Origin of the sequence: Sphingobacterium thalpophilum, from assembly GCF_901482695.1 — a bacterium.
Classification (GTDB): Bacteria; Bacteroidota; Bacteroidia; order Sphingobacteriales; family Sphingobacteriaceae; genus Sphingobacterium; species Sphingobacterium thalpophilum.
On record NZ_LR590484.1, the window covers coordinates 5,514,468 to 5,539,062 of the forward strand.

Genomic DNA, 24,595 nt, shown 5'->3' on the forward strand with positions numbered 1-24,595 from the left:
TAGGCGATACTGATCAAATCTGCCCCTACGGTTCGTGCAATACCTCTCCTTCTCCAGCATTATAACTTTACCAATTTCGCTCCTGATCTTCTTTCCAGTCAAAAGGCAACAATTCTTCAAGCTTCTTAAATACCCCTTTTTTGACTTCTACCACAGCCTCTAGGTTTTGCCTGGACAATTGGCTGATCAATTCCCTGCAACGCCCACATGGCGGTACAGGATTGCCAGCACTGTCGACAGCTACAATTGCCCTGATCACAGACTCATGATGTTTTAGCATTTCGGCAACTGCAGCATGCTCTGCACAAAATCCCATAGAACAGGCGGTATCTATGCTGATACCCGTATAAATATTTCCCGCAACGGTTTCTATGGCCGCTGCGACTCCTCCATATTCAATAAAATCGTTCAGCACTCTCGTACCTGCAATTTCTTTTGCGATTTCTTTAAGGTTTTTATTCATTTCACTTTCTCCATGCGCCCGTTTCGGTTCAGCTCATCGCCATACCAGGCCAATGCAAGCTGTTGTTGTGTCTTTAGAAACTGGTCCTTTTCTTTATTATAATCATTTCCATCTTTCCAGTCCTGCTGGACTAGCTGTTCTTTCAGCTTTTGATAAGCTGACCGTATTTCCGGATGTGCTTTTAAATAATCACGAAAGGCAATATGCCGAACCCAATCTGCGGTACCTTTTACAAATGCATGCACCTGTGCCAGCCGGAGACCGTGGTCGTGCAGTATTTCCGGAATCTCCTCATCCACCTCGACCACATTGGGAATACCAAATTGTAGGGCTGGCTGCTTCAGGAATACAAAAAAGCGACGTCCCGGCCAATCTCTGTTATACTTCTGATAATAAACCACGTGCGGTAAGCGAAGCAGCTCGGGAACACGGTTCAGATCAGCCTCACTATGCAGACCAAGCTGTATATCAATGATCGGTTTTGCGGAAAGTCCTTCTACAGCTGTACTGCCAATATGTTCAATACGTGGTTTCAGTGGTTGTAGAACATCGCTTAATTGTTTTTTGATGCCTTCAAATTGATCTTTCCAGATCTGCTGGTAAGGCTGAAAGGGTAGTTTCATATGGATAGTAGCCAGTATTGTTATTTACGTTTGTATGTCAGGAAACGCTGGGTTAAATATTTTCGTACAGGAATATCATAATATCTCAAGCAGCCATAGGCCAGCACAATACTCCCAAATACCACAGCGGCAGCTCCCGGAAGAGACTGTTCAAAAGTAAGCTGTTCATTCTTTACCCACGCATAATAGACATAAATAAAAGGATAATGTACCATATACAGCGGGTATGAAATATCACCAAGAAATTTGCATAACCAGTTCGTCAGCCTATCGCTGGCCGTTCCGCTGGCACCCAGCACAACGAGCAATGGAAATACCATGACACAGCAGAAAGTATCGTACAGCCCGTTCATCCAAAGGTTCTCGGCTCCACCGATACGCGGAAGGGCTAATAATGCGACAAGAATAAGACCACAAGTCCAGAAGGCGCCCTTAAACCGGAAGGGTTTAAAAACTCGGGACAACAATAGGCCCGCAGAAAATGAAAACAGAAAACGTAACGATCCAGCGGTAAACTCAGTTGATGTCAGTGAAAAGCCAGCACAGATATCACCTAATGGGCCCCATACGGCGAAAATCGCCAATCCACATGCGGCCATTGCGACTACACCACCGAGTAGCCCTGTGGAAAGTCTCCGGAGAACCAAAGCATAAAGGATATTGCCGATATATTCAAAAAGCAAGGACCAGCTCGGGCCGTTCAATGGAAACATCTCCCCCAGTCCCCGCACTTCCTGACCCGGAAGTGCGGGAAGCAGCAGCGCATTCAACAACGTAGCGATAAAAAGTGACGAAACTGTCACCTGCGTCACGTCCCATACCGAACATTCCTGGAAATAAAATAGCCCAGCACCCATAAGCGCACCCGCTATGACCATAGGGTGAAGACGTATAAGTCTGCGCTGGATAAAATCCTTAGTCGTCATCCTGTCCCATCGGTCATCATAGGCATAACCAACAACAAAGCCTGAAAGTATAAAGAAAAAATCTACCGCCAAGTAGCCATGGTTGATCCGTTGATCCAAGTGGCTGCTCGCAAAAGCTTCGAAGATATGAAAACACACAACGGTGATTGCGGCGATTCCACGGAGACCATCCAATACCGGATAGTGTGGTTTGCTGTCTTTAAAAACAGGGGTTGAAACAGACGAATTTGTCATAAAAATTTGTTTGACCGAACCTGATATCTCAAGCAGCTAAGATAACAAATTCAAACAAGAGAACAGAGCTCAGCAAAGCATGAAACAAACCATCAGAACGCTGTATAAGTTGCTAATGAACCACCGGTATGTAATCCCGCAGATAGGCTTTTTCTTCACGCATGCGCTGTATATATGTTTTACTGTAAATCTCGAGAAGGATATCAGAAATATTTACACTGGTATTCTCCTCCCCGGCTTCCTCACCAAAAGAGAATATCTGCTCCTCTTTCCGCTCTTTTTTTGACAGAAAATAATAAAAATCTTCGCTTTCCCAGCCACTTATACCGGTACTAACATCTGCGGTCACCGGCAATGGCTTGTATTGCTCTTGAAGAAAGCTACGGATTTTTGCGTAATCCGTCTGATTCTTTGAAGACTTTGTAGCATGTAAATAAGCAATTTGGCCATCCTCGCTCTCCGCCATGCTGACTGCCGGAAAAGCAACACCATTAAGTACAGCTAAAGTATCTTTATCTTCATGATATGATACCGTAGTATACCTGTAACCAAAATATTTGTGCGGTTTACGATTTCTGGTCTCCCAGTTCGACGTCGACTCTAAATAATAAGCGGTGGGCAGACTTCCTTGCGTATCAAAAAACGCCAGTGTATCCTTTTTGAATGTCGCTGTCTCAAATACTTCTTTCAGCTCGCTTTTATCCAGGCTCTTGACATCTAAGGCGAGTATCTCCGCTGTTTTTTTTACCTTAGGGATATAAAATGCTGAAACATTGAACGTCTTGTCCAACTGCTCCAATGCAATGATTTTTGGTCCTTCAGATTGGCAAGAAATAAATAAGGTAAAACCTGATAACAGGGCAAATATATTTTTACAGGTAGCGTCAATTAATTTCATGTGTATTTATAGCCATTGCATTTTCGATCTTAGTAGCAAGACCAAAGTTTTTCAAACTTAGGCAAATTGTAGATTAAATGCAATATTGTGCTGGCTGCCAGAAACCCATAGGAATATTTACAATCCGTGGAGTTTGTGTTTATTAAACGTGATGGGGCCGTTTTAACGATTTCTTATGTGTTGGAATAAAAAATGTCCAGGACTGAATCAAAGATTACCCTCCCGGACATTAAGGATCTTAACCCCAAATTCTCCGCCTTACGAGTTCCACCAATGATAATAATTATGTATGTTGTCGTATTCAAAGCCACAACGCGGGTACAGGTTGTTCCCAATATCATTTGTTTTCTCGGTTTCAAGCATAAGACCGCATGCTCCTGTTTCAGCACACCATTGTTTGCTACGGTCAATAAGCGCGACTGAAAGGCCTCTCCCCCGATAATCAGCATGCACAAATAAATCGCTCAACAGCCACTGTAATTTGAGTCTGGTGTAATGGAATAATTTATAAAGCTGTACAAACCCTACTGCTTTACCATCCACAAACAGCAGAAAAACGTGCGATTCATCCCTTAAAAACCTTTCTTTTAAAAAGGCTTTACCCTTTTCAAAATCCGGTTCCTGGCGGTAAAAAATCCGGTAAAGATCAAATAGTTCGGCTGTCGCGTCCAAATCGTCAAGACTTGCTTTTTTAATTTCGTATTTCATTGTCTTACTTTTTGATTATACGGACAAAAGTAAGTTCCAAGTCATTCCCCTTAATCATCCAGATTAAAGATATGAAGTAGTCCAGCGAATAAATTATTATAAAATAATCAAGAAAAGATAAATAGTTGGAAAATAACTGTCTTCGAGTCTTGGGATTCACAGATAAGCCTGCCAATACGATCCACCTAATATATTATGCCAGACAGTACATTCGGAAGATTCTATTGGCAGACTTCAATATTAAACACCCAATAACTTATCAACATGTTCGCGAATATCCTCTGGCAACATGAGATAAATGGGGGTTTTTAGGTTTTCCCTGCTGGGTTCACCATCCACGAAAATGTTTTTAAATCCTTCATTGAGCCATTTGCCTTCCTCTGCCAGATATCCCTTATAGCTGTCATCCAAAATCTCAATAATGCTTTTGTTGTTTTCCATGTGTTCCGTCATTTATGCTAATTGTAAACTGCATCTAAAAAAATATTCGACAGGGAAACATCAACATTGATGCCACTCCTATTTTAGAAATCTCAAAGATGGACAGAAACCAAAAATTTTAAGTTTTCTTAACGTTTTGGTTCCTGGAAATCCAATATCGACTTAAACGTCCCTGCATGAGACCTTTCTACATTTGTTTTATTTCGGATTATTTTTAACTTTTGTATTGGAGATGACATAGAGCCTAAGCGAAAGGCTAACGTGTAAATCCACCAATAGACATGATAAATCAATACATATGATCTTAATCGCCGTACTGCTACCATGGTTATCGTTCTTTTTACGTGGTAAAATCTTGAGCGGAATAATCTGCCTGATTCTTCAGCTTACTATTCTGGGATGGTTACCTGCTGCTATTTGGGCGGTAGCTTCGCGTGTCGATGGCAAAAATAAGCAACGTATCAGGAGCCTCGAACGTAGAATGGGCCGTTAAAAACGGAATCTTTCATTTAGCCGTGGACAACAGCTCCGGATCAACGATCTGCTGGACAAACAGTACGCTCATTCAGTATCTAAAAAGGCCTTAATTTGTCCCAGGGTAAAATCAATCAGTACTTCATCCACATTACCAAAGAAGTCCCGCATCATATAATTCCCGTGATTGGCAGGTAGGATCATCAACCGGCAATTGGGAATCTCTTGATGCATTGACGCCAGATGCTGCGTTCTGACCACATCCTGGTCCCCGCCCAACAAAAAGACCGGGCACTGTATTCCCGCCAGCACCCCCTGTTCAAAATCCTGAAAGTGGATCATGCGTTGGCTGTCCTTTTCATACATGTTTTTAAATTTATCAGGATCTGGATTAAGCTTTAAAAAGTTATCCTTCAAAAATTGAGGCACAGCATCTATGGTAGACGATTCCATGCTCTCAAAGAAGCCATCTATCAGTCCGTCCCGTTTAGTATTGCCTGAAGCCGCAATCAGCTTATCGACTTTGTCCGGAAACAGAGCAGCTAATTTCAATGCCGTGGTCGCTCCGTTGCTGAAACCAAAAATTGAAGCTTTCCCGATAGACAAATGGTCCAATAGACTTATTATATCCATGACGTCCTGCTCGAATGTTTCTGGTACTGTTCTATGGGCTGATCTCCCATGATTTTGCATGTCCGGTAAAATCAGCTGATAGCGATCCTGCAAGCGTCTTACAGTTTCCTCAAAATCAGAAAAACCAGAAGAGCCACCTCCATGGATAAGTACCAATGGCCTGCCATTTCCATATATCTCATAGTAAAGTTTTATTCCATTTATGGGCGCGTAGCCCATCTTCGGCTGTAATGCATGCATAACTTTTGTTCTAATATTGATCAGCTCCCAAAGATAGCTGTGTTTTTTCGACAAATTTTTTAAAATTCATGAGGACGGCATCAGTAAAGGCTTGTTGCAAATCAAAAGGCACCATCGTATCCGGCTCAAATGTCTCTCGTACGATTGTATTGTCGTCAATGGCCTGAAACTCAACAATGCAATTTCTGCCATTGCCTGTACTTTCGATACATTCCAATGGTATAATACGATGATATATTCCCCGATAATTAAAGCCCTCGTGATTATTCCGTTGCTCCATTCTGAAATCGAAGAGTCCGCCTTCCGTAAGGTCGTTGATGACCAGCGGACAATGCCAGTCATCAAAGGGAATGTTCCATTGCCTGATAGACTCGGGCTTACCCCAGTGCCCCCAAACCTCCTCGATAGGCCGCTCCACCAAAACGACCGAAACAAGTTTTTTAGTACTTAGATTTACCTCCTCCATAATCCCATGATATTCAGTAGGTATTTACCTCAGCAATGCGGTTATCTCGACGAGCGATGGTAAAAACTCACGGACAATATTAAAAAACTGCAGGCTGAAAACACTTGCCCTATGACAATATTTTCGTCCGGCAAGTATAGCAATAGCTTGAGTCTCGTAAATCAGGATCTATGCCGTGCGCCTATCGACATGCAGAGCCGAGTATTTACGGGAGCATAAGTATGGTATATTTATTGCACGTGTTGAGAAAACATATAAAAAACCGTTTCGAATGAAAAAATTAGCACTAGTGGCATTGAGTCTGATGATTCTTACCTCAGCTTGTAACAATGCAGAAAAATCAGGTTCCTCCGATCACACGGACAGCGTAGCCAATGAGGATGCCCACAGCATAGGCGGCGATAAGGACGAGCATGGATGTCTTGTCGGCGCAGGTCAGACATGGAGTCAAATCAAACAGGGCTGTATTCAGGTCTTTAATGTAGGGCTCCGGCTGAATCCTGTGGACATGAAAGAAGGGGAAGCGGTCATCAGTGCATTTGTTGTTGCTAATGATGACCAATCCAAAGTGGAGCTTTTCTTGCCCGATAATACAAAGAATACCATTATTATGGATAAAACGGACAACAATATCTACCAAAAAGACAGCTATAAATATGATGCCAACAAGGCTGATCTGTATGTTAATGGCGAAGTAAAATATAAAGGAAATGTGGAATAGCATTTCTGCAGCCTAATCCATAGCTACGTTCATGCGGAGGCATGAACGTAGCTATGGATTTATCTGATCACCTACAAATTAGCCACCCATTTTATCCCCAATAGACCTGCTTACATTGGGAATATCGCGTACGCTAATACATAGGATTGGCTATTCAGGGATTGATCACTGCAATTTCCGCTGTGTACGATCCAGTGTATGTATTTCCGATCATTTTATTTTCGTTGACGGTCATATAATACCTACCGCTATCTCTGAACCGATACTTGAGTTCCCGTCCATATGGGCCGTCTGCTGACCCATCGGGACAAAAGAGCTGACTGATTCGGATATTGGCTGTATCAGATGCTGTCTTGATTGTGATACGGACAGAATCTGCGGCATGCACGTTGATATAGAGGGTATCTGTATGTCCCGAACTAAACTTCATCTGTTTGACAAGCTGCCCGTTATCAAAATAAATTTTCTCTGCTCCGTTTTGTGAGCCAGTACCTTCAGGCGTGCCTCTGCGATCCGCAGTTGGCCGACAGGCGTTCTGAACACTGCATAGCGTCATGAGCCCGATAATTGACAGGAATTTATGCATAGCTGTTTATTTTTTAGAACAATCGGGATCAAAAGCAGTTTTTACTACTGTACACAGGCTGATTCCTATTGATGCTTCCGACCCAGAATGCCTGACTGCCCACTTCGAGAGAAAATATAGGTACCTGCCTATTACCCTCTTTAGAGAGTACAATTTCGTCTGCTTTCCACGAAGACATCACAGCGGGATATCCTGCTGGTGGACGCTACCTATACCCCGACATGGGGCGCTCAATCCACCGAACGTTATTCCATGGGCTGCCAACTTTGCCCCTTAAATAACCAATATATCTTTTAAGATAAGACCTTCCGATTTTGTTATTCAGGCCCACATTATTTTCACCTTCCAGAAAACACTGGGAGTATGTTTCCCAGCTATTAAAGCGCAATCCTGCACAATCTGACAGCTTCTCCAACATCGTTAATGCCGCTGATTTCGAAAGAAGTCCAGCGTCAGTTGCAGCTGTGATCAGATGGCTGGCAACAGCAATGGCCAATGCATCCGCTCCGGGCTTACGAATATCCCACATGGCAGGACTGATTTGCTCGCTTGCGCTTTTCAGTGCGGTGCCAGACGCAGGTATATCCAGCAAGTTAAAATAAAAGGCTAAAACCGCAAGGCAGCTTCCGGCATCCTCTATTCCAAAATCCCTTTTCAATAACTTCAAAAATTCACTTTGATATTCTGGCTGTTTAGGATAGTCTCCAAACTGATAGAGATGCACAGGATATGTGCCATCGTCATTTTTACTCCCAAATACCGTAAACCAGTCACCGAAGACAATAGTCCTGAATGGAGCCCCTAATGCTGTACCAAACTGCTCAGCATACGGAACCGTTTTTAATAGCTTCTGATCAACTATTTTCGCACTATCGTGGGCTGCCAGTACAGCATTATGCGCCATCTCTTCTTTTGCTTCATCCAGCCCTTTTCTGGCACTACTCCATAGTTCTCTAAAAAATTTAAACATCATGTTAACGATTAATTTCTTGTTTACACAATCCTGGTCCATGCCTTGTACAGTAGGCACCATGGTTCCCATTTATACTGTAAATCTGAAAATAATTGTTTGCTTGCCGGCAACCGGATATATATTGGTGTGATAGCCGCCCATATTTGCTGGATCCGGCTCTATATTTGAAAAGAAAACTCAACTGATTATTGCCACAATAGCCAAAAGCAGGCTAAGTGTCCAGGCCTTTGCACTATAATGAAGCCACTTCACGTTTAAGAAAACAGTCTGATTAAATCAAACAATGCCACAAATGTATTCAGCACATGTTTCATGTTCTTGGTCAAACAAATATTGTACCATTACCAATCTCGTAGAAGCTCGACTACCTTTTCCAATGGGCGTCCTATCACGGCTTTGTCATCTTTTATGACAATGGGCCTTTCGATCAATACGGGGTTGTTTACCATCACCTCGATCCACTCATCGTCGGTCAGCTGAAGGTGCTGGAATCGTTCACGGAATAGGGATTCGTTTTTTCGGATCAATTCCAAGGGCTTCATACCAAGCATAGCCAGAATTTCCTTTAGTTCAGCTTTGCTGGGAGTGTCGTGCAGATATTCCTGTACCTGCATCTCCTGCGCATTTTTTTGCAAAAAATCCAACGCTGCACAACTCTTGCTACATTGTTGATAATGGAATATTTTAATCATATTTACTGTCATTGTGGCCGTCTTTCCAAAAGTACAACCTGTAAAGTCAAGCAAAAATACGAGTAAATCAATACACTCTTGCTCTCTCAATGTAATTTGATCCGGATACAAGCCCAGAATGTAGATGATTTTTAATAATTTAGTATCATGAAATCAGCGGAAAGCGTCATCGATTTTTATAAAAGGCATCCGGAAATGGTAGAGGTCGACCCCGCTCTAAACAATATGGGCTTTGGACACTTTAACGTCTTTAGCCGGGCCGCCTGTACAGTGGCGTCTCCCTACAATCGCCGTGATTTTTATAAGACCTCACTGATTATTGGGAAAGGAAAGCTGTACTATGCCGATAAATGGATACAGATAGACCGGCCGGCAATGTTATTTGCCAACCCGGTGGTACCCTACTCCTGGGAGCCTGAATCTTCAGAGCAATCGGGATGGTACTGTGTATTTACCGAAGAGTTCATCCAGCATAGTGAGCGCATCGAAAGCCTAAAAGACTCTCCTCTCTTTAAAATTGGGAGCAATCCAGTTTATTTCCCAGATAGGGAACAGCTGGTAGAAATTTCGACAATTTTCAAAAAAATGATGGTGGAGGTCAGCTCATCCTACGTGCATAAGGATGATGTATTACGCAGCTATCTCCATTTATTGATCCACGAAGCGATGAAGTCAAGTCCTGCTCAGGAGTATGGTACTTATACCAATGCGTCCTCTCGTGTATCCAGTCTTTTTCTAGAATTGCTGGAACGCCAATTTCCGGTAAACACGACCACCCCCGGCCTACAGCTGAAAAGTCCGGCTGACTATGCCCATGCTCTTTCGGTACATATCAATCACCTCAACCGTGCGGTTAAAGAGACCACAGGCAAAACAACCAGCGCGCATATCGCTCACCGTGTCGCACAAGAAGCCAAGTCATTGCTCTTACACACCCACTGGAACATCGCCGATATTGCTTACAGCCTAGGTTTTGAATACCCATCCTATTTCACTAGTTTCTTTAAAAAGCATACGGGAATATCGCCCAACCAGCTACGGACCAATACTGTTTGAAAAGTGTAAGAATCTGTTTGATTGTCTTAATTCAATCCCGCAGAGCCGTGACTACTTTTGTATGGAACAAAGAGAATAGTCATGAAATATAGAAATCTTGGAACAACAAACGAAAAGTTATCGGCCATAGGCTTAGGCTGTATGGGCATGAGTTTTGCATATGGTCCCAGCGACGAAAAGGAAAGTATTGCCACATTGGAGCGTGCGCTGGATCTGGGTGTGAATTTTTGGGATACTGCAGATATGTATGGTAACGGCGCCAATGAAGAGCTCATAGCAAAAGTGCTGGTTCCTAATCGGGATAAAGTATTTATTGCGACCAAATTTGGTTTCCGTTTTAAAGATGGAAAAGCCGGGCCTAGCGGTACCGCGAACACCTATTTTGACGGCTCACCCACCTGGATAAAAATAGCTGTGGAAAATAGTCTACGCCGTCTTCGTGTGGACACTATTGATTTATATTATGCGCACCGCATTGATCCCAATATCCCAGTCGAAGATACGGTAGGCGCCATGGCTGAATTGGTTAAAGAAGGTAAAGTGAGATACCTGGGATTAAGCGAAGCATCGCCAGAGTCCATCATCAAAGCAAACGCCGTACATCCCATTGCAGCGCTCCAGAGCGAGTATTCGCTGCTCACCCGCGATGTAGAAAAAGAAATATTACAAACAGTACGTCACTTAGGTATTAGCCTGGTCCCTTACTCTCCGCTAGCCAGAGGTCTATTTTCCAATGCACTGGATCTGCACAGCCTCGCGGCCGACGATTTTAGACGGACATTGCCTCGCAATCAAGGAGAGCATGCGGTCAACAATGCACAGCTAGTTTCGGAGTTTGCTCTACTGGCTAAAGACAAGCGGTGCTCACCTATACAACTCGCTCTGGCTTGGGTATTGGCTCAGGGAGATGATATCATTCCGATTCCGGGGACAAAGAAACGAAAGTACCTGGAAGAGAATGTCGGAGCTATAGAGCTACAACTATCAAATACGGATCTGGCAGCCATCGACGCTATCCTCCAAAAGTATCCCAACATCGGGGCACGCTATAGTGAAGGTGCCATGGCCCTGGTCAACAACTAGGACGATCCGGCTCACAACAGTACCGCTACAGCGCAGAGCTTGCTGTAGCGCTGTTTCGCTCTCAGGATGACATAACAGCCAGATCCCAAAAAAGAGCACGACTAAAATAAAGCGTCATATATCAATTTAGATAAATAGGTGTTGCTGTTTCCACTGGATTTCCAAAAAAGATAGCGGGAGACGGTTTTCAACCAGCGTCCATTCGTGTGGGGAACAGATTCGTCTCATTCCGGCCAGAGAACGAACAAACAGATTCTCTATGATATATCTGACATAATGATTGCCTCTGCGATATAAGGTACCTACGAAGTAAATATGGCGGCACAATTCATCTACCCGATGGTCGGCAGTCAACGACCTGAGATAATTGATGATTGCCTGTAGGGCCCCTGCAAAATTGTGTTGACGGATCAGCTGATTAAGCTCTAAACGAATCTCCCGGTAATGGAAAACCAGATACATACCAGCGCGGTAACGGTTTAACTTTTTCATTCTATAAGTAATTTGTCTTTACCAATTACGAGGAACCTGTTGTACAGTATTCCCCGCCGTCTGAAATATATTCTTTTCCCCCTGCTCATGTTATTACGCTGTTTGATTCTTGTATGCCAAACAGTATTCCATTATTTTGACAAACGCATCAAATCCATAAATATCAACCACTTAAAAACATATCAATTAAAACGAAGAAAACAAAGTCCTATCAAAATGATATGCGACTTTATCAAAATGATAAATAACGGAACAAAAAGATATTCCCTAAACGGATTAGAGTAAATCAATGCCGGGCTTTTTACCCCCTTTGGCAGTATGGTCAGGAAAATGACAGTTAAAGGGTAAAATCAGGAATGTAACAAATATACCATGTACCGCAATTATCTGGGAAAAACAAACTTTAACCATTATTTTCGTAAATATCTGTAGAAGAGTTAATGATAAAAAACAACTATATACAATGACAAACTTAAACCTGTTCAAAAAAGTTCTGCTTGCAGCTTGTCTGGGCTGTCTGTTTTACTCCTGCAAAAATGATACGAGTACTCCCAACACCCTGACAAACGAAGAAAAGAATGAAGGATGGGAGCTACTATTTGATGGTTCCACACTTAATCATTGGCATACATACAATAATGAGAAAAAAGCACCAAATGCCTGGGTGGTCAAAAATGGTACAATATATTGCGATCCCGGTAGTGAAAGCCAGAAATATGACCTCGTTTCTGACGCGGAGTACAAAAATTATGAATTTAAATTTGAATGGAAGCTGGAAAAGGAAGGTAATAGTGGCGTTTTCGTCAATGTTCAGGAGCGGCCGGATATCAATGCTACTTATCATTCAGGGCCGGAGTACCAGCTCTTGGCTGATTCACACCCCGACTTTGATAAACCGCTAAAACGCGCTGGCTGCCTGTACATGTTTTTACCGCAGCAAAACTTTGTCAATACAAAGGCCGGAAACGACTGGAACCAATCGAGTATCATCCAAAAGAACGGCAAAATCACCTTTTATCTCAATGGAAAGGTTACCGCCGAAATGGATTTCACTTCAGCAAAGTGGAAAGATCTGGTCAAACACAGCACCTTTAAAGATTATCCGGAATTTGGTCAGCATGTAAATGGTAAGCTGGCCCTTCAGGACTGGTCGCGCGGAGTCTCCTTCAGAAATCTGAAAATCAAGAAATTATAAAAAAAATATTTTTTTTCAAAGTCCTTGATCCACGCTAAGGGCTTTGGTTTTCCCGTCGTTCTGGCACTGTTATGCCTCACTCGGCCCCAATTGGATACAGCAGCGTGTGATAACCTATCTACCGGAACTCCACGCGGGTATCAATCCAAAAATACGACCGATTTTTACGAAAAAGTTCTTCGGGCAACTGATGATTGTAAATCAGCTCTTCCAGTGTATTGAAATTGTAACGCAACAAATCGCCATCCTTCGACTGAATCGGCCGCAAGATGGCATCTTCATCGTCGATAAAGATGTCCGATTCAAAAAGACTGACTTGATGGGTGGCCACCCAAGAGATCGCCTTCATTCTATCCATCCTTTCCAGCGCCTTGGACGCCTCCTGATATTGTTTCATTTCCCAAGGCAAGTCTTCAGGATAGTGGGAAGCGATATAATCCTGATAGATTTTAATATCGCCTACACGAAGACACTCGTTGCGAAGCAGCAGTCTTGTTGTATCCCGGGCAAAACTAATATACTCGGGGTGCATAAACAATCCGTACCGTTTACTATACAATTTTATCTTTTCTGCCAATTCCTGCCTCATGATATTATGAGCAACAAAAATCATCCCAACATACTCATTATAACTATGTTGTCGCTCACTTTATCTTATTTTATCATCGAAAGGGCACATTATTTTTAATTCTACCCGCGACGATGGGTGTGCTCTACCTCATCGCTTATATGTAGCTGAAGTGTCGCCTTATCTGCTCAAAAGCTGGGATATTTTCACTCCCAGCTTTTTGAAGCGTTACAATGTCTGGATGACCTCTTCCATTTTCAAACGTGATTTGGCGGTGATCGCAGGCTGGTTTGTGTCCGCTGCATGCCGGTAACCTATGGCTACAGCAAACATCGTTTTATAATCTTGAAGCCCCAAAATCTCGTCATATACAGTATTCTCAATCCCCTCCATAGGCGTTGCATCGATTTTATTCGCGGCACACGCGGCAAGAAAAAAACCTAAAGAAAGATACACCTGCTGTTTCATCCAGGACTTTACATGTGCATCACCCTGAGATTTTAGAAACTGATGGTAGTAATGTATAGAGCCTTCGGGCAGTGTACTGGCGATCTGTTCTTCAAAGCGTTGTACATTTTCGAGAGCGCTAAATACCACGAGATGACTGGCTTCATTAATTTTCTGCGCATTCCAATACGATGCAGCTGCAAGTTTCTGTTTCGTTTCACCTTCCGAAATAAAGAAAAATTTCCATGGCTGACTATTGATGGAAGACGGACTCAATCGCAGTATCTCCTTCAGTTCGGCAATCTGTTGTCCTGAGATCCTTTCTGCTGAATTATACTTCTTTGTTGTGTAACGCTGTTGTGCTGTTTCTAAAAATGTCATAACCTACTTTGTTAATTAACTATATTTTTTATAGTTGCAAACTTAAATATAGTGCACTATATTTGCAATAACGGTCAATTTTGATAGTAACAGATGTATTTGATAGACAACAAACAATATCCCTGCAGTACGAGCCTGACAATGAAATATATAGGCGGAAAATGGAAAGCAGTAATTCTAATTCATTTAATCGAAAAAAAACGTTATAATGAATTGAGGAAGGAATGCCGTTTAATCACGGAACGCACATTAAGTCTGCAGCTGAAGGAACTGGAGGCCGATGGTTTGGTCAAACGGACGGTTCACACAGATAAAGCTCCTTTGAAAGTAGATTATGAGCTGACAGAATTTGGGAAAACATTGATCCCGCTACTGCAGTCCCTAGCGGCGTGGGGACGGGACACGGCTGCACGGACAGCGGCAGTTCGACAGGTAAAATAATGGTAGCCCACCCGCTGCCCTCACCAGATCCAGTCCCCATAAAAATCGGTTTATGGGCTATTTGATCTAGAAGATTTCGTCTACCAGCTCCTTATTGGCCATCGCTCCGGCAACATTGCCTGTTGCCACCGCATTGGCCACCGACCGCATCATACTGGAATTATCACCACAGGCAAAGATGCCCTTCACGGTTGTCTTTTGAAAATTGTCAACGACGATGTGCCCCATTTCAGTCATCTCGCAGCCCAACGTGGCTGGCATAGCTGAATGCTGTCTGAAAGAGACTGCAGCATACACCGCATCAAAAGCCTGTGACTCGCCATCTTTAAAAACCACCTGTTGCACCCAGCCACTCTTGTGCTGGATTTTGCTGATCTCTTTTTCCAGAAGGGTGATGCCTTTTGTTCGCAGCTTTTCGAGCTGTTCTGCATTAAAACTCGTTTCTCCTGTAGTCAGTATCGTCAACTCTTTCGTTAGATTATGAACGAGAGAGGCGAGGTGCATGGCTCTCTCGCCATTGGCAATAATTGCGGTTTTCCTGCCCCTGAACTCGTAGCCATGACAGTAAGGACAGTGAATCACCGAAATGCCCCAGCAAGCCGCAAATCCTTGGATACTGGGCATGATATCCTCGATACCGCTAGCGAAAATAAGTTTGCGGCCGCTAAACAGTTCGCCATTTTCTGTCTGTATCTCAAAACCCGCCAGAGTTTTTCTTCCACCCACGGCCAATCCCTTCTGTAATGTCACAGTAGCATAACGCTTGACCTGTTCCTTCGCCTTGTTCGCTATAACTGCTGGCTTTTCACCGTCTTGTGTTATAAAATTATGGGAATGAGGCGTCTGTCGGTTGCAGGGCGCGCCGCTGTCCAATACTAATACGCGCCGCAAGGAACGTCCCAATGCCATGGCCGCAGAAAGACCTGCATAACTGCCACCAATAATAATCACGTCGAATTCTTTATCGTCTTTCATCTTACTATACTTGTATATTCGTTTTTATTTTTTGCAGCTGATCAGGTGGAATGGAAAATTCTCCTCGACTTCACTGATGTCCATCAATCCATAGGCACCAAACTCTGTCCGGATGGAATTTTCATCATAGAAGAACATGCTAACGCCATCAAATAATGAGAATCGATCCACACTTAGCTGTACCCCCTGCCCGTAAATAGCTGCTGCCTTTGACACTGCCGAGAAAATCATATACCCCCCATCGGCCAGTTGCCCAAAACAATCTTGGATAAACTTCGCCCTTTCATCCCTGTCAAGCAAGTGAATCAATGCATGGCAAAAGATTCCGTCATATTGCTTATTGTCAAACGGCATCGCTGTGACCGACCCTTGATAAATTGTCGTTTCATCTCCAAAATGCTTTCGAGCCAGTGCAATTGCTGTGGGCGATATTTCGATACCAGTCACCTGTATGCCTTTGTCCAGAAAAACAGCGGCATTTCTACCATAACCAAATCCGGGAATCAAAATGTCCTTTATATTTTTTTTATAAAAGAAATCTTTCGCAATAATGGCAGAGCGGGCAGGGCTTCCCCCCCACATCTCACCTTTTTCTATAAAATGACGTTCCCAAAATTCCATACAAATACCTTTTAATGGCGTTTTATTTCCGCTCCGTAACGTAGCGTACGCCAACCCCTGACGTAATAATAGTACGAAGATATCATTTTTTATTATTGCAACTATGTAGCAATAATATTAAATGCAATTAAATTGCAAATAAATTACAATTGTTTGTGATGCTCACGATAATGGTTATTTATCAGTATTGAAAATCTCGCTTCTTACGGGATATCTTTGTATCGGAAGTACAGCGCTTCTGCTTACATAATATTCGCATGAAAAACATAAAGATCTTTTTTGCCGCAGTATTGCTCCAGGTAACGGCTGCTCCTGCAATGGCTCAACAGCTTGATAAAATGACCTGGTATAATGAACCTGCCGAATGGAACGTGACTGCAAACACGCTCTCCATGCAGGTCACTCCCAAAAGTGATTACTGGCGCCTGTCACACTATGGCTTCACCGTAGATGACGCTCCATTTCTATACACCGAACGTGGTGGCGAATTTGAAGTAAAGGCTAAGATTACAGCAAAATATCAAAACCGATTCGACCAAGCTGGCATCATGCTTCGCATCGACCATGAGAACTATATTAAAGCAGGAATTGAGTATGTTGATGGGAAGTACAATCTAAGCACAGTGGTCACCCACCGGACAAGCGACTGGAGCATCATTCCGATCGAGAAAGAAATCCCTTATATTTGGATCAAAGCAGTGCGCAGACTGGACGCCGTCGAGTTTTTTTATTCTTTTGACGACAAGAAGTACACAATGATGCGGAATGCCTGGTTACAGGACAACCACCCAGTGCGGGTAGGGGTCATGGCGGCTTCGCCGGATGGCAATGGTTTTCAGGCCACATTTGAACATTTCAGCATAAAACATCTCCCCGACCAACGCCGCACAAAGTGGTTGAAGGAAAACAGCGCCGACTGAGTATCTTATGCTATCTGCCCGAATTTCAACTGGCAGATAGCATAAGATACCTTATCGTGACGACATCCTGCTAAATACCTGCACTGCCTCATGCGAATTGCGCACCTGTAATTTCTGAAGAATATTTTGCCGATGCCGGTTGACCGTATGGATACTGAGATCCAGTTTCGCGGCAATATCTTTACTGATCATCCCCTCCTTTATGCAGTTCAGTATCTGTTTTTCCCGGTTACTGATCGTTTCTTTCAGCCCCTGCTCATTCAGGGGATAACGCATACCTGTCAACTGATTAAAAATATAGCTACCGTTATTTTCTGCGATTTCGGTATCCGGAAGCAAAGTATAACAACACAGTGCTAACTGCGGAAATACCGCACCGGGAGCATTCAGATATACGATCTGATGTGACATGGCTAACGTTTGCCCCCCCTTTCCGCCGATCCGTAATACGGTATTCGCCCGATAATTAAACCGCTCTTTCAAGGGAACTCTTTTCAGCAGATCCAGAAACTGCAGTTCGAGCGCATGTTTGACAGCAAGATCCTCGGGGTGTACGCGTTCTAGCAGAAAATCTTCCCAGATACTATTGATTTCCAGCTTTCTTTCCGCTTCTGAAAGATGCAAACGCTGTGCGATTTGGCCCATAAAGGTGTAGCTCCAGTTCGCGGTAAGGTCACTGAGCACCGCTATTCCGTTGTGAATCTCAGCATAAGTCTTCGCATATTGTTTATAGTGGTGCAGGATGGAAAGTTCGACACGGCTGTTTCGTTGTTCCTGGCTTGTCAGATATTTGTTCAATTTTTTTTTAGCTTCCGATTCCATATGCCTATTCATTCAATATTTTTTAGTATGACTGTTCCACAACAACAGGCTGCAGGCCAGTTATTAGTTAGAAGGAAAGCCCAACCCGAATATAGGGTAAAGTCGCTTCCCTGCTAAACCCGAGCACACCCTGAATCATCAATAGATCACCGGGCATAAAATAGACCCCTCCTCCATAGCCCATATGCCAGGTGTCCGAACGATCGCCGGTCATCCAGACACGGCCTATATCGTAAAAACCGATCGCTCCTACCGTACCCGGAACAAGATAGGAGGAATAACTGAATAGCTTCAGGCGCACGTCAAAATTATTATAAAGAGCCGTCTTTCCTGTAAAACGTCTTGAGTTGTACCCCCGAAGGCTCATTTCCCCGCCAATCTGTGCATGCTGATAAAAATAGGGATTCCCCCACACCGCATCCAGTCCCAGCCTGTTGGCAAAGGTAAGATAGTCGCTCACAACAGTTTTATACACAGCCATACTGTGCTGTAGTTTGGTATAACCCCGCTGTTCGCCCCCCAGTTCGGTATTCCAGACCAGACGTGAATGAATATGCACGCCTGATTTTGGCGCGGAGGTCTGATCCCGTGTGTCGTAATCCATGCCAGCAGCGACGCCTGTAAAAAAATTGCTCCCATAGATAGACTCAGCAGGGTATTTCGCATTAAATTCCTCAAAAAAACGACCGACGTTATTAATTGCCTTGCTATGATAGTACCCGGAAGACCAACCGTAGAACAATTTTAACTCTGGCTTCAGAAATTTCTCCAAAAGAATGTCAGCCTGTACAATATCAAATCTATTGCGATAGTAGGAAATACCTCTTGCTTCCGATTTTTCAAAGACCGTGCTGTTTCCATAGCCAAAAAAGTTACTGAGGTTTTTGGGGCCGAGCGATGAAAGATGAACAGAAAGATCCTGTCCTCCGATGAGATCTTTATAATTGCCCTTATAATCAAACATGAACGACTCCCGGCCGGTCAGATAACTTCCCATTATCTGATGCCTATAGGCATACGGTTTCTTTCTAAACCCCTGATTTTCGATCAGATATCCTAAGCCAAAAATCAGTCCCCGATCCACTCCATAGTCGATGTTAAAAACGACGCCTTTGCGGTCATAGGCAAAACCATTATATTCAAATTGATGCACAGTACTATCGTTGCTCAACTTGAGCCTGAGCGAATTGGCCACTTGACCTAATTCCGGTCTTTGGTCCTTCGAATCATAAATATATACCTGCCGACCGTTATCAAATTTTTCACCGACACGATAACGGTCCTTGTCCTGCCCTCCGATTAGTCTTAGCCGAATAGGTGAACGTCCTGATCCATGCAGCTTATATTCATCCTCCCCCCCTATTCCATAAACCCTGATCTCCTTGGTTTCTTCGGGCCGGAATGTACGTTGTATAAGCCTCCGGCCTACTGTACCATCCTTTTTCTTGTTACGGATATCTACCTTAACCGAGCCATCGTGCTGATAATCGATATCGATAAATTCTGATTTTGCGGACAAGGGCAGATCAACGACCTGGGCCAATGCACGGTAATAGGTGATGCCGCTCTGCATAAGATCATCCCTGCGCGAGCGGATGTTTTTTTCCAGTTGCGCAGCACTCAGTTTGACAATGGTGTCCGGCATCGCCAGCATAGCCTGATGAATCAATGTATCTGAAAGACTTTGCTGTACCAGCCTGATTTGCTCTTTCCAGTCCCCCTCACTGAGATGATTCAAAAAAAAGCGGTCAAAATGACGCGCATTAAAATTCCAATGAGCTATGTTCCGGATATGCGGTCCGAAGGGCTGCAAGTGAGCTTTCAGCCATTGGTAAGAAAGTAATACAGGAAAGACGCCTGAAGTTTTATAATATACCTTGTCACGGTCCCGTGGAACAGGTGTATAGATCCTTTTGCCTTTTTCCTTCTCCGGATCCCATCGCCAATTATCTTCATGCCGATCCCAATCCCCCAGTACAAAATCAAGCAACCGCGCCCGTAACGTTAATAGCTGGTCAGTCTGTGTATCATTGTCCGCTAATGTTTTTCGGATTACTTTTGCGGTGTTATCGGTTTTCTGATCTTCAAAAGGGGTCCGTGCTTCAAACATATAGGCTCTGTTCTTAAAAACGTCCCGGTATTCACCAAACGCGGCATCGTCCCCCACATAAACAAGCTCCGGAGCTACATGGGGTATCCCCAGTGCCCTATTGAATACCGGAACCGTCAGCGCTCCAAAAGGATGTGCGATAGAAATCTGATCTTGGACGATGTCCTTTGCAAATGTTTTCCTGAGGCTTTCGGGCAAGCTTCGTTCGGGATATTTCTGAATAGACCTGAGCACCCATTCCCTTCCTGTAGGATCAGCCATCCGAAGGGACTGTGTCTGCATGCCTCCCCCCAGCTTGATTACCCGGAGTCCACCTTGCTCACTTTGCAGATCCATGATCCGCATACGGACAGGCGTATTGTACAACCTGCGGTAACTATCGCCCAGCCAAAACCGGTGAACCATACTAACCTGGTCGTATTCCGGCGCGATCACCACCGTTATGCTGTCTTGCTGCGCCTGTGCATTTAAAATGCCACAGCAAGCGATCAATGTCAAAATTCTTCTCATGCCAATAATTTTACGCCACTGCCGACTCCCACAGCCTATCACGCTGCCGACTTCAGATGATGTCCAGCAACCGACGGTGGTAATTGATCTGCCCTAAATGGTAAGTCAGATGGGTAGTTAAATGAACTAATAAATAGCCTGTTGTTGTTTTCTCTTCGAACACCAATAACGGATAAACATCCGCCAAGACATCATCTGTTAGCTGATCCAGCGCGCTGTCAACGACAGCGATCGTGTCGTCTATTTTGTTCAGAAGCTGCTCACGCGGAACATCCTTCAGCGAAAATTCCTGTTCCCGATTTCGAACATAACCCGTTTTTCCGATCTCGGCACCGATATACGTCTGCAGGTTACCAATTAAATGCAGACATAAATTTCCGGCGGAATTCGCAATACGATTTTCCACCCGCCAGATATTGCGCTCATCCTGATATAGGGCAATTTCCGCCCGAAGTCTTTTTAAGTCTCTATCAAACAGAAGCTTTAGTGTTTTTATAAGCATAAGTTCCTTACTTTACATATTCTTGTGGATAATGGGTTCTCTCCGGCATTAAACGAGATAAGCAGCCAGAATTCATTTTATTCGTTAAATTTAACGCACCGAAACGATTAAACCATGAAAAAAGACACAAAAATCACCAACCTGAGTATCGAGTCTGCCGGACTACCCAAAGATCCGAAACATGCGATTGCAGAATATGTGTGGAACGGATTTGATGCAGGGGCTACGGCGATAGACATCGATGTCGACAGCAACGATCTGGGTTATATTCATCAGATCAGCATCCGGGACAACGGCGCAGGTATTGCATACAATCTGCTGGAATACTCCTTCGGAAATTTTCTGGATTCCGTAAAGAAAAATAACCTTAAACGGAGTTCCTATACCAGAGGAAAAAAAGGTAAAGGGCGCTTCTCTTTTTCGCTCTTCGCCACACGGGCAGTCTGGACAACAGTAGTCAACGAAGACAACGCCTTAAACAGCTACCAGATTCAGATCGACAGGGACAGCAAAGAACACTATAATATCAGTGAGCGCACAGCCGTGAAAAACCGGGACACCGGAACAGACGTCAAGTTACAGGGAATTTTTGGAGTACACGCCGCCATGCTGGAATCCGAAGACTTCCTTGATTTTATGGCGCAGGAGTTTGGCTGGTTTCTCTATCTAAACCGTCATGCAAACTATAGCATCCGGATTAACGGTAAAGCCTTGAAATATGATCACCTGATCCAGGAAACCGACCAGCTTACCTGGACAATGTACAGCCCTGACGACAACGACTCTTATGTTTTTGAGGTGGACTATATCCGCTGGAACCGGCAGATTGGCGACCGCTACTATTACTATTTTTTAAATAGTGAAAAAAAAGAAGTTGCGAAATTACTCAGCAGCTTCAACAACAATGCTATTGGTTTTCACCACTCGGTTTATATCAATTCTAATTTCTTCGATCAGTTCAAACAGGATGACATCAGCTTATCCATGGATGAAAACCTGTTTACCGGGAGAGCCAAACAGCTTGTTTACCGCCAGGTATTGGCTGAACTGCGCGAGTTTCTAAACCGAAAACAGAAAAAATATGTTCATGAAAACGCAGTAGCAAATCAGCTTGACGAATTGGAAAGAAAGGGCTACCTGCCAATATACAATCAGACAGCAGCGGACAAAAGACGGAAAGAAACTCTTCTGAAACTCATTCAGGAAATCTATACAGCCGAACCCCGTATTTTCTATGGTGTTAAATCCGAATTGGTACAGTCCTACTTAGGTTTTCTGGACCTGGTTCTTCAGACACATAAGCGCGCCGATGTTCTTACGGTCATACAGAATACCGTTCAGCTGTCAGAAAAAGAAAACAAGCGCATTCGTCAGATCCTCGAAGAAGCATCCATCCATACACCCCAGATAACCTCGTAGCGATGGATTTTTAATTAATGACTTTCAGATGTCATTAATTAAAATAAAAAGTTTCAATTTTGCTTAACAGTGTTAAATCATTTATGAAATAAACATGGGTAGCAAGGAACGCATACAACGTCTCAAAGATGAGAACAGAAACAATATTTTGGATGCTGCACTTCAAATCGTAAAAGAAGAGGGGTGGCAGGCCTTGAGTATGCGTAAGATTGCGGATATCATCGAATACACCGCGCCTATGATCTATGAATATTTTGCCAATAAGGACGCTATCCTAAACGAGCTCGCCAATCAGGGATACCTACTGCTCGCCAAGAAAGTAAAGCAAGCACGATCAACCGAAACCGATCTGGAAAAACAATTGGAAGCCATGTGGTTTAGCTATTGGGATTTTGCTTTTGACGAACGTGAACTATACCAGCTGATGTTTGGTGTAGGTACAGCCTGCTGCGGATTTGAAAAGACCTATAAATGTGCAGAATCACATGGCAAAATCATCAGCGATGTAATCCGCGAAATCATGAAGGACAAAGACCCCTCAGAAGATCTGGTCTGTAGAAAATACTTTACTTACTGGTCGATCATTCACGGCCTCATCTCCATTAATCTGGTCAACCAAGGCAATGGGGATAGCACGAATCAGGAGGTACTAAAAGATGCTATTTACGGCATCACCCGCTCGTTAAAAGATTAATTTTTTTTATACAAGAATATACAACGTTAAAAAATCTAACACCGTTAAATAAAACCAAAACTCAATTTTAATATCACATGAAAACAAATGTATCACCAAGTCTTAAAAAGATTTACATTCCAGCACTTAACAGTGTTAAACGAATTAATATCGTAAAGACTGCATATGTGCTGAGCGCTATTTTCTTATACAGCTGTTCGACAGGCACAAGCAAACCAATGGATGCTCCTCCTGTCAGCCTTCCAGTTATCGCTATCGAACAAGGCAACGAGACGGTATACCAAGAATATCCCGCTACCATAGAAGCTTCATCGAATATTGAAATCAGACCCCAGGTAGAAGGAATCCTCGAACAGATCTATGTCGATGAGGGCGCTAGAGTAAGCAAAGGTCAGGCACTTTTCAAGATTAACGACCGCCCATATCAAGAGCAGCTAAACCAAGCCAAGGCAAACTTGCTGGCTGCAAAAGCGACCTTGGAAAATGCGGAGCTGGAAGTTGAAAAGAAAACTAAATTGGTCAACAACAAAGTACTGACTGATTTTCAGCTGAAATCTGCCATTAGTGCCCGCAATGCAGCAAAAGCCAATGTACAGCTGGCGGTGTCTGCGGTAGAAGCGGCAAAAATCAACGTGGGTTATACCTTAATTCGCGCATCGGCCGATGGTTATATCGGAAGACTGCAGCGTAAGCAGGGAAGCTTGGTAGGACCTACGGACGGTCAGCCGCTGACAACGCTTTCCAATGTTAAAGATCTCCATGTTTATTTTTCTTTGGGCGAGAATGATTTCATTGCATTCAAAAACAATACAGCAGGCGATAATCTTCAACAGAAATTAAACAACCTTCCCCCCATCAGCCTGGTACTTTCTGATCAGACCGTTTATGACCAAAAAGGAAAAATAGATATGGTGGATGGCCAGTTTGATAAAAATACAGGCGCCATTACACTCAGGGCTACCTTCAGCAATCCAGAGGGTGTCCTGCGCAATGGAAACACCGGCCGTGTTAGACTTCAGAAGAAATACGATCAAGCACTATTGGTTCCTCAGCTAGCAACGCTGGAAATGCAAGACAAAATCTTCGTTTACACCGTCGGGAAAGAGAACAAAGTGGTGCAACAACCGATTACTGTCATCGGAAAAAGTGGTGCCAACTATCTTGTCAGCAAAGGGATCTCTGCCGGGGATCGTATCGTCTATAAAGGCATCGACCTACTTCAAGATGGCCAGAAAATCACTCCACAAGCTTTTTCAAAAGACAGCATCAATTAATATTATA

General features: G+C 43.6%; 29 protein-coding genes. 10 read left to right on the plus strand and 19 right to left on the minus strand.

The window, feature by feature from the left end; genetic code table 11:
• Positions 1-67: 67 nt before the first annotated feature.
• The 6 genes from FGL37_RS23365 to FGL37_RS23390 all read right to left on the minus strand — a co-directional run bounded on the left by FGL37_RS23365 (position 68) and on the right by FGL37_RS23390 (position 4,293).
• The gene (locus FGL37_RS23365; RefSeq protein ID WP_028068356.1) at positions 68-463 is read right to left on the minus strand and encodes a cytidine deaminase family protein; all 396 of its coding nucleotides are present in this window, start codon (positions 461-463) and stop codon (positions 68-70) included.
• Positions 460-1,086: a GrpB family protein gene (locus tag FGL37_RS23370; RefSeq protein WP_028068357.1), complete on the minus strand. Its 627-nt coding sequence runs from the start codon at positions 1,084-1,086 to the stop codon at positions 460-462. The genes FGL37_RS23365 and FGL37_RS23370 overlap by 4 nt, the downstream gene beginning before the upstream one ends.
• Before the next feature lie 20 nt (positions 1,087-1,106).
• Entirely contained in the window at positions 1,107-2,246 is a 1,140-nt protein-coding gene (locus FGL37_RS23375) for an acyltransferase family protein (RefSeq protein ID WP_028068358.1), read from the minus strand.
• A 112-nt stretch (positions 2,247-2,358) separates the two neighbouring features.
• Positions 2,359-3,144: a hypothetical protein gene (locus tag FGL37_RS23380; protein WP_028068359.1), complete on the minus strand. Its 786-nt coding sequence runs from the start codon at positions 3,142-3,144 to the stop codon at positions 2,359-2,361.
• Between the two features lie 258 nt (positions 3,145-3,402).
• Complete coding sequence (locus FGL37_RS23385; protein ID WP_028068360.1) at positions 3,403-3,852, minus strand: GNAT family N-acetyltransferase; 450 nt, start codon at positions 3,850-3,852, stop codon at positions 3,403-3,405.
• A 240-nt stretch (positions 3,853-4,092) separates the two neighbouring features.
• Entirely contained in the window at positions 4,093-4,293 is a 201-nt protein-coding gene (locus FGL37_RS23390) for a hypothetical protein (RefSeq protein WP_138097054.1), read from the minus strand.
• 298 nt (positions 4,294-4,591) lie between these two features.
• On the opposite strand from FGL37_RS23390, the gene FGL37_RS23395 reads away from it, so the two are divergent.
• Entirely contained in the window at positions 4,592-4,786 is a 195-nt protein-coding gene (locus tag FGL37_RS23395) for a YqaE/Pmp3 family membrane protein (RefSeq protein ID WP_028068362.1), read from the plus strand.
• Positions 4,787-4,854: 68 nt separating this feature from the next.
• On the opposite strand, the gene FGL37_RS23400 is transcribed toward FGL37_RS23395, so the two are convergent.
• Both FGL37_RS23400 and FGL37_RS23405 read right to left on the minus strand, forming a co-directional pair.
• Positions 4,855-5,640, minus strand: coding sequence for an alpha/beta fold hydrolase (locus tag FGL37_RS23400; RefSeq protein WP_028068363.1), 786 nt, complete (start codon positions 5,638-5,640; stop codon positions 4,855-4,857).
• Between the two features lie 10 nt (positions 5,641-5,650).
• A complete protein-coding gene (locus tag FGL37_RS23405; protein WP_051606450.1) occupies positions 5,651-6,106 on the minus strand; it encodes an SRPBCC domain-containing protein in 456 nt (151 codons plus the stop codon).
• Positions 6,107-6,377: 271 nt separating this feature from the next.
• Between FGL37_RS23405 and FGL37_RS23410 the strand changes: the two genes are divergently transcribed.
• Positions 6,378-6,827 (plus strand): hypothetical protein, encoded by a 450-nt coding sequence (locus FGL37_RS23410; RefSeq protein ID WP_028068365.1) that lies wholly within the window; start codon positions 6,378-6,380, stop codon positions 6,825-6,827.
• A 154-nt stretch (positions 6,828-6,981) separates the two neighbouring features.
• Here the strand turns inward: FGL37_RS23410 and FGL37_RS23415 are convergent, their stop codons facing one another.
• The 3 genes from FGL37_RS23415 to arsC form a co-directional block, all read right to left on the minus strand.
• Positions 6,982-7,413 carry a hypothetical protein gene (locus FGL37_RS23415; RefSeq protein WP_028068366.1) on the minus strand — a complete coding sequence of 144 codons (432 nt, stop codon included), beginning with the start codon at positions 7,411-7,413 and terminating at the stop codon, positions 6,982-6,984.
• Positions 7,414-7,618: 205 nt separating this feature from the next.
• On the minus strand, positions 7,619-8,386 hold the full coding sequence (locus FGL37_RS23420) for a DUF1266 domain-containing protein (RefSeq protein WP_160169452.1): 768 nt from the start codon (positions 8,384-8,386) through the stop codon (positions 7,619-7,621).
• Positions 8,387-8,727: 341 nt separating this feature from the next.
• Entirely contained in the window at positions 8,728-9,078 is a 351-nt protein-coding gene (gene arsC / locus FGL37_RS23425; RefSeq protein ID WP_028068368.1) for an arsenate reductase (glutaredoxin), read from the minus strand.
• Positions 9,079-9,225: 147 nt separating this feature from the next.
• Between arsC and FGL37_RS23430 the strand changes: the two genes are divergently transcribed.
• Together FGL37_RS23430 and FGL37_RS23435 are read left to right on the plus strand one after the other, a co-directional pair.
• A complete protein-coding gene (locus FGL37_RS23430; protein ID WP_028068369.1) occupies positions 9,226-10,134 on the plus strand; it encodes a helix-turn-helix domain-containing protein in 909 nt (302 codons plus the stop codon).
• Positions 10,135-10,215: 81 nt separating this feature from the next.
• Positions 10,216-11,217: an aldo/keto reductase gene (locus FGL37_RS23435; protein ID WP_028068370.1), complete on the plus strand. Its 1,002-nt coding sequence runs from the start codon at positions 10,216-10,218 to the stop codon at positions 11,215-11,217.
• A 126-nt stretch (positions 11,218-11,343) separates the two neighbouring features.
• Here the strand turns inward: FGL37_RS23435 and FGL37_RS23440 are convergent, their stop codons facing one another.
• Positions 11,344-11,709: a DUF7674 family protein gene (locus FGL37_RS23440; protein WP_037532098.1), complete on the minus strand. Its 366-nt coding sequence runs from the start codon at positions 11,707-11,709 to the stop codon at positions 11,344-11,346.
• Positions 11,710-12,172: 463 nt separating this feature from the next.
• Between FGL37_RS23440 and FGL37_RS23445 the strand changes: the two genes are divergently transcribed.
• A complete protein-coding gene (locus FGL37_RS23445; protein WP_028068372.1) occupies positions 12,173-12,904 on the plus strand; it encodes a 3-keto-disaccharide hydrolase in 732 nt (243 codons plus the stop codon).
• Positions 12,905-13,022: 118 nt separating this feature from the next.
• On the opposite strand, the gene FGL37_RS23450 is transcribed toward FGL37_RS23445, so the two are convergent.
• The gene (locus tag FGL37_RS23450; protein ID WP_028068373.1) at positions 13,023-13,493 is read right to left on the minus strand and encodes a hypothetical protein; all 471 of its coding nucleotides are present in this window, start codon (positions 13,491-13,493) and stop codon (positions 13,023-13,025) included.
• A gap of 207 nt (positions 13,494-13,700) precedes the next feature.
• Positions 13,701-14,300 carry a nitroreductase family protein gene (locus FGL37_RS23455; RefSeq protein WP_028068374.1) on the minus strand — a complete coding sequence of 200 codons (600 nt, stop codon included), beginning with the start codon at positions 14,298-14,300 and terminating at the stop codon, positions 13,701-13,703.
• A gap of 93 nt (positions 14,301-14,393) precedes the next feature.
• Here FGL37_RS23455 and FGL37_RS23460 point away from each other — a divergent pair, with 93 nt between their 5' ends.
• Complete coding sequence (locus FGL37_RS23460) at positions 14,394-14,741, plus strand: winged helix-turn-helix transcriptional regulator (protein WP_051606452.1); 348 nt, start codon at positions 14,394-14,396, stop codon at positions 14,739-14,741.
• Positions 14,742-14,807: 66 nt separating this feature from the next.
• Here the strand turns inward: FGL37_RS23460 and FGL37_RS23465 are convergent, their stop codons facing one another.
• Together FGL37_RS23465 and FGL37_RS23470 are read right to left on the minus strand one after the other, a co-directional pair.
• Complete coding sequence (locus FGL37_RS23465) at positions 14,808-15,716, minus strand: NAD(P)/FAD-dependent oxidoreductase (RefSeq protein ID WP_028068375.1); 909 nt, start codon at positions 15,714-15,716, stop codon at positions 14,808-14,810.
• Between the two features lie 24 nt (positions 15,717-15,740).
• Positions 15,741-16,337, minus strand: a complete 597-nt coding sequence (locus FGL37_RS23470) for a class I SAM-dependent methyltransferase (protein ID WP_028068376.1) — start codon at positions 16,335-16,337, stop codon at positions 15,741-15,743.
• Between the two features lie 257 nt (positions 16,338-16,594).
• Here FGL37_RS23470 and FGL37_RS23475 point away from each other — a divergent pair, with 257 nt between their 5' ends.
• Positions 16,595-17,257: a DUF1349 domain-containing protein gene (locus FGL37_RS23475; RefSeq protein WP_037532102.1), complete on the plus strand. Its 663-nt coding sequence runs from the start codon at positions 16,595-16,597 to the stop codon at positions 17,255-17,257.
• Positions 17,258-17,308: 51 nt separating this feature from the next.
• On the opposite strand, the gene FGL37_RS23480 is transcribed toward FGL37_RS23475, so the two are convergent.
• The 3 genes from FGL37_RS23480 to FGL37_RS23490 are packed head-to-tail and all read right to left on the minus strand — an operon-like array spanning position 17,309 to position 21,201.
• A complete protein-coding gene (locus FGL37_RS23480; protein WP_081817768.1) occupies positions 17,309-18,091 on the minus strand; it encodes a helix-turn-helix transcriptional regulator in 783 nt (260 codons plus the stop codon).
• 55 nt (positions 18,092-18,146) lie between these two features.
• Positions 18,147-20,699 carry a BamA/TamA family outer membrane protein gene (locus FGL37_RS23485; protein ID WP_037532105.1) on the minus strand — a complete coding sequence of 851 codons (2,553 nt, stop codon included), beginning with the start codon at positions 20,697-20,699 and terminating at the stop codon, positions 18,147-18,149.
• Positions 20,700-20,751: 52 nt separating this feature from the next.
• Complete coding sequence (locus FGL37_RS23490) at positions 20,752-21,201, minus strand: DinB family protein (RefSeq protein WP_028068379.1); 450 nt, start codon at positions 21,199-21,201, stop codon at positions 20,752-20,754.
• 114 nt (positions 21,202-21,315) lie between these two features.
• On the opposite strand from FGL37_RS23490, the gene FGL37_RS23495 reads away from it, so the two are divergent.
• The 3 genes from FGL37_RS23495 to FGL37_RS23505 all read left to right on the plus strand — a co-directional run bounded on the left by FGL37_RS23495 (position 21,316) and on the right by FGL37_RS23505 (position 24,588).
• Entirely contained in the window at positions 21,316-22,620 is a 1,305-nt protein-coding gene (locus FGL37_RS23495) for an ATP-binding protein (protein ID WP_028068380.1), read from the plus strand.
• Between the two features lie 94 nt (positions 22,621-22,714).
• On the plus strand, positions 22,715-23,314 hold the full coding sequence (locus FGL37_RS23500) for a TetR/AcrR family transcriptional regulator (protein ID WP_028068381.1): 600 nt from the start codon (positions 22,715-22,717) through the stop codon (positions 23,312-23,314).
• A gap of 77 nt (positions 23,315-23,391) precedes the next feature.
• Positions 23,392-24,588, plus strand: coding sequence for an efflux RND transporter periplasmic adaptor subunit (locus FGL37_RS23505; protein WP_028068382.1), 1,197 nt, complete (start codon positions 23,392-23,394; stop codon positions 24,586-24,588).
• Positions 24,589-24,595 lie beyond the last annotated feature (7 nt).

What these genes read in the sequence shown, in the direction of transcription:
- FGL37_RS23365 (WP_028068356.1), bottom strand. Translation starts at nt 463, where the DNA reads ATGAATAAAAACCTTAAAGAAATCGCAAAAGAAATTGCAGGTACGAGA.
- FGL37_RS23370 (WP_028068357.1), bottom strand. Translation starts at nt 1,086, where the DNA reads ATGAAACTACCCTTTCAGCCTTACCAGCAGATCTGGAAAGATCAATTT.
- FGL37_RS23375 (WP_028068358.1), bottom strand. Translation starts at nt 2,246, where the DNA reads ATGACAAATTCGTCTGTTTCAACCCCTGTTTTTAAAGACAGCAAACCA.
- FGL37_RS23380 (WP_028068359.1), bottom strand. Translation starts at nt 3,144, where the DNA reads ATGAAATTAATTGACGCTACCTGTAAAAATATATTTGCCCTGTTATCA.
- FGL37_RS23385 (WP_028068360.1), bottom strand. Translation starts at nt 3,852, where the DNA reads ATGAAATACGAAATTAAAAAAGCAAGTCTTGACGATTTGGACGCGACA.
- FGL37_RS23390 (WP_138097054.1), bottom strand. Translation starts at nt 4,293, where the DNA reads ATGGAAAACAACAAAAGCATTATTGAGATTTTGGATGACAGCTATAAG.
- FGL37_RS23395 (WP_028068362.1), top strand. Translation starts at nt 4,592, where the DNA reads ATGATCTTAATCGCCGTACTGCTACCATGGTTATCGTTCTTTTTACGT.
- FGL37_RS23400 (WP_028068363.1), bottom strand. Translation starts at nt 5,640, where the DNA reads ATGCATGCATTACAGCCGAAGATGGGCTACGCGCCCATAAATGGAATA.
- FGL37_RS23405 (WP_051606450.1), bottom strand. Translation starts at nt 6,106, where the DNA reads ATGGAGGAGGTAAATCTAAGTACTAAAAAACTTGTTTCGGTCGTTTTG.
- FGL37_RS23410 (WP_028068365.1), top strand. Translation starts at nt 6,378, where the DNA reads ATGAAAAAATTAGCACTAGTGGCATTGAGTCTGATGATTCTTACCTCA.
- FGL37_RS23415 (WP_028068366.1), bottom strand. Translation starts at nt 7,413, where the DNA reads ATGCATAAATTCCTGTCAATTATCGGGCTCATGACGCTATGCAGTGTT.
- FGL37_RS23420 (WP_160169452.1), bottom strand. Translation starts at nt 8,386, where the DNA reads ATGATGTTTAAATTTTTTAGAGAACTATGGAGTAGTGCCAGAAAAGGG.
- arsC (WP_028068368.1), bottom strand. Translation starts at nt 9,078, where the DNA reads ATGATTAAAATATTCCATTATCAACAATGTAGCAAGAGTTGTGCAGCG.
- FGL37_RS23430 (WP_028068369.1), top strand. Translation starts at nt 9,226, where the DNA reads ATGAAATCAGCGGAAAGCGTCATCGATTTTTATAAAAGGCATCCGGAA.
- FGL37_RS23435 (WP_028068370.1), top strand. Translation starts at nt 10,216, where the DNA reads ATGAAATATAGAAATCTTGGAACAACAAACGAAAAGTTATCGGCCATA.
- FGL37_RS23440 (WP_037532098.1), bottom strand. Translation starts at nt 11,709, where the DNA reads ATGAAAAAGTTAAACCGTTACCGCGCTGGTATGTATCTGGTTTTCCAT.
- FGL37_RS23445 (WP_028068372.1), top strand. Translation starts at nt 12,173, where the DNA reads ATGACAAACTTAAACCTGTTCAAAAAAGTTCTGCTTGCAGCTTGTCTG.
- FGL37_RS23450 (WP_028068373.1), bottom strand. Translation starts at nt 13,493, where the DNA reads ATGAGGCAGGAATTGGCAGAAAAGATAAAATTGTATAGTAAACGGTAC.
- FGL37_RS23455 (WP_028068374.1), bottom strand. Translation starts at nt 14,300, where the DNA reads ATGACATTTTTAGAAACAGCACAACAGCGTTACACAACAAAGAAGTAT.
- FGL37_RS23460 (WP_051606452.1), top strand. Translation starts at nt 14,394, where the DNA reads ATGTATTTGATAGACAACAAACAATATCCCTGCAGTACGAGCCTGACA.
- FGL37_RS23465 (WP_028068375.1), bottom strand. Translation starts at nt 15,716, where the DNA reads ATGAAAGACGATAAAGAATTCGACGTGATTATTATTGGTGGCAGTTAT.
- FGL37_RS23470 (WP_028068376.1), bottom strand. Translation starts at nt 16,337, where the DNA reads ATGGAATTTTGGGAACGTCATTTTATAGAAAAAGGTGAGATGTGGGGG.
- FGL37_RS23475 (WP_037532102.1), top strand. Translation starts at nt 16,595, where the DNA reads ATGAAAAACATAAAGATCTTTTTTGCCGCAGTATTGCTCCAGGTAACG.
- FGL37_RS23480 (WP_081817768.1), bottom strand. Translation starts at nt 18,091, where the DNA reads ATGAATAGGCATATGGAATCGGAAGCTAAAAAAAAATTGAACAAATAT.
- FGL37_RS23485 (WP_037532105.1), bottom strand. Translation starts at nt 20,699, where the DNA reads ATGAGAAGAATTTTGACATTGATCGCTTGCTGTGGCATTTTAAATGCA.
- FGL37_RS23490 (WP_028068379.1), bottom strand. Translation starts at nt 21,201, where the DNA reads ATGCTTATAAAAACACTAAAGCTTCTGTTTGATAGAGACTTAAAAAGA.
- FGL37_RS23495 (WP_028068380.1), top strand. Translation starts at nt 21,316, where the DNA reads ATGAAAAAAGACACAAAAATCACCAACCTGAGTATCGAGTCTGCCGGA.
- FGL37_RS23500 (WP_028068381.1), top strand. Translation starts at nt 22,715, where the DNA reads ATGGGTAGCAAGGAACGCATACAACGTCTCAAAGATGAGAACAGAAAC.
- FGL37_RS23505 (WP_028068382.1), top strand. Translation starts at nt 23,392, where the DNA reads ATGAAAACAAATGTATCACCAAGTCTTAAAAAGATTTACATTCCAGCA.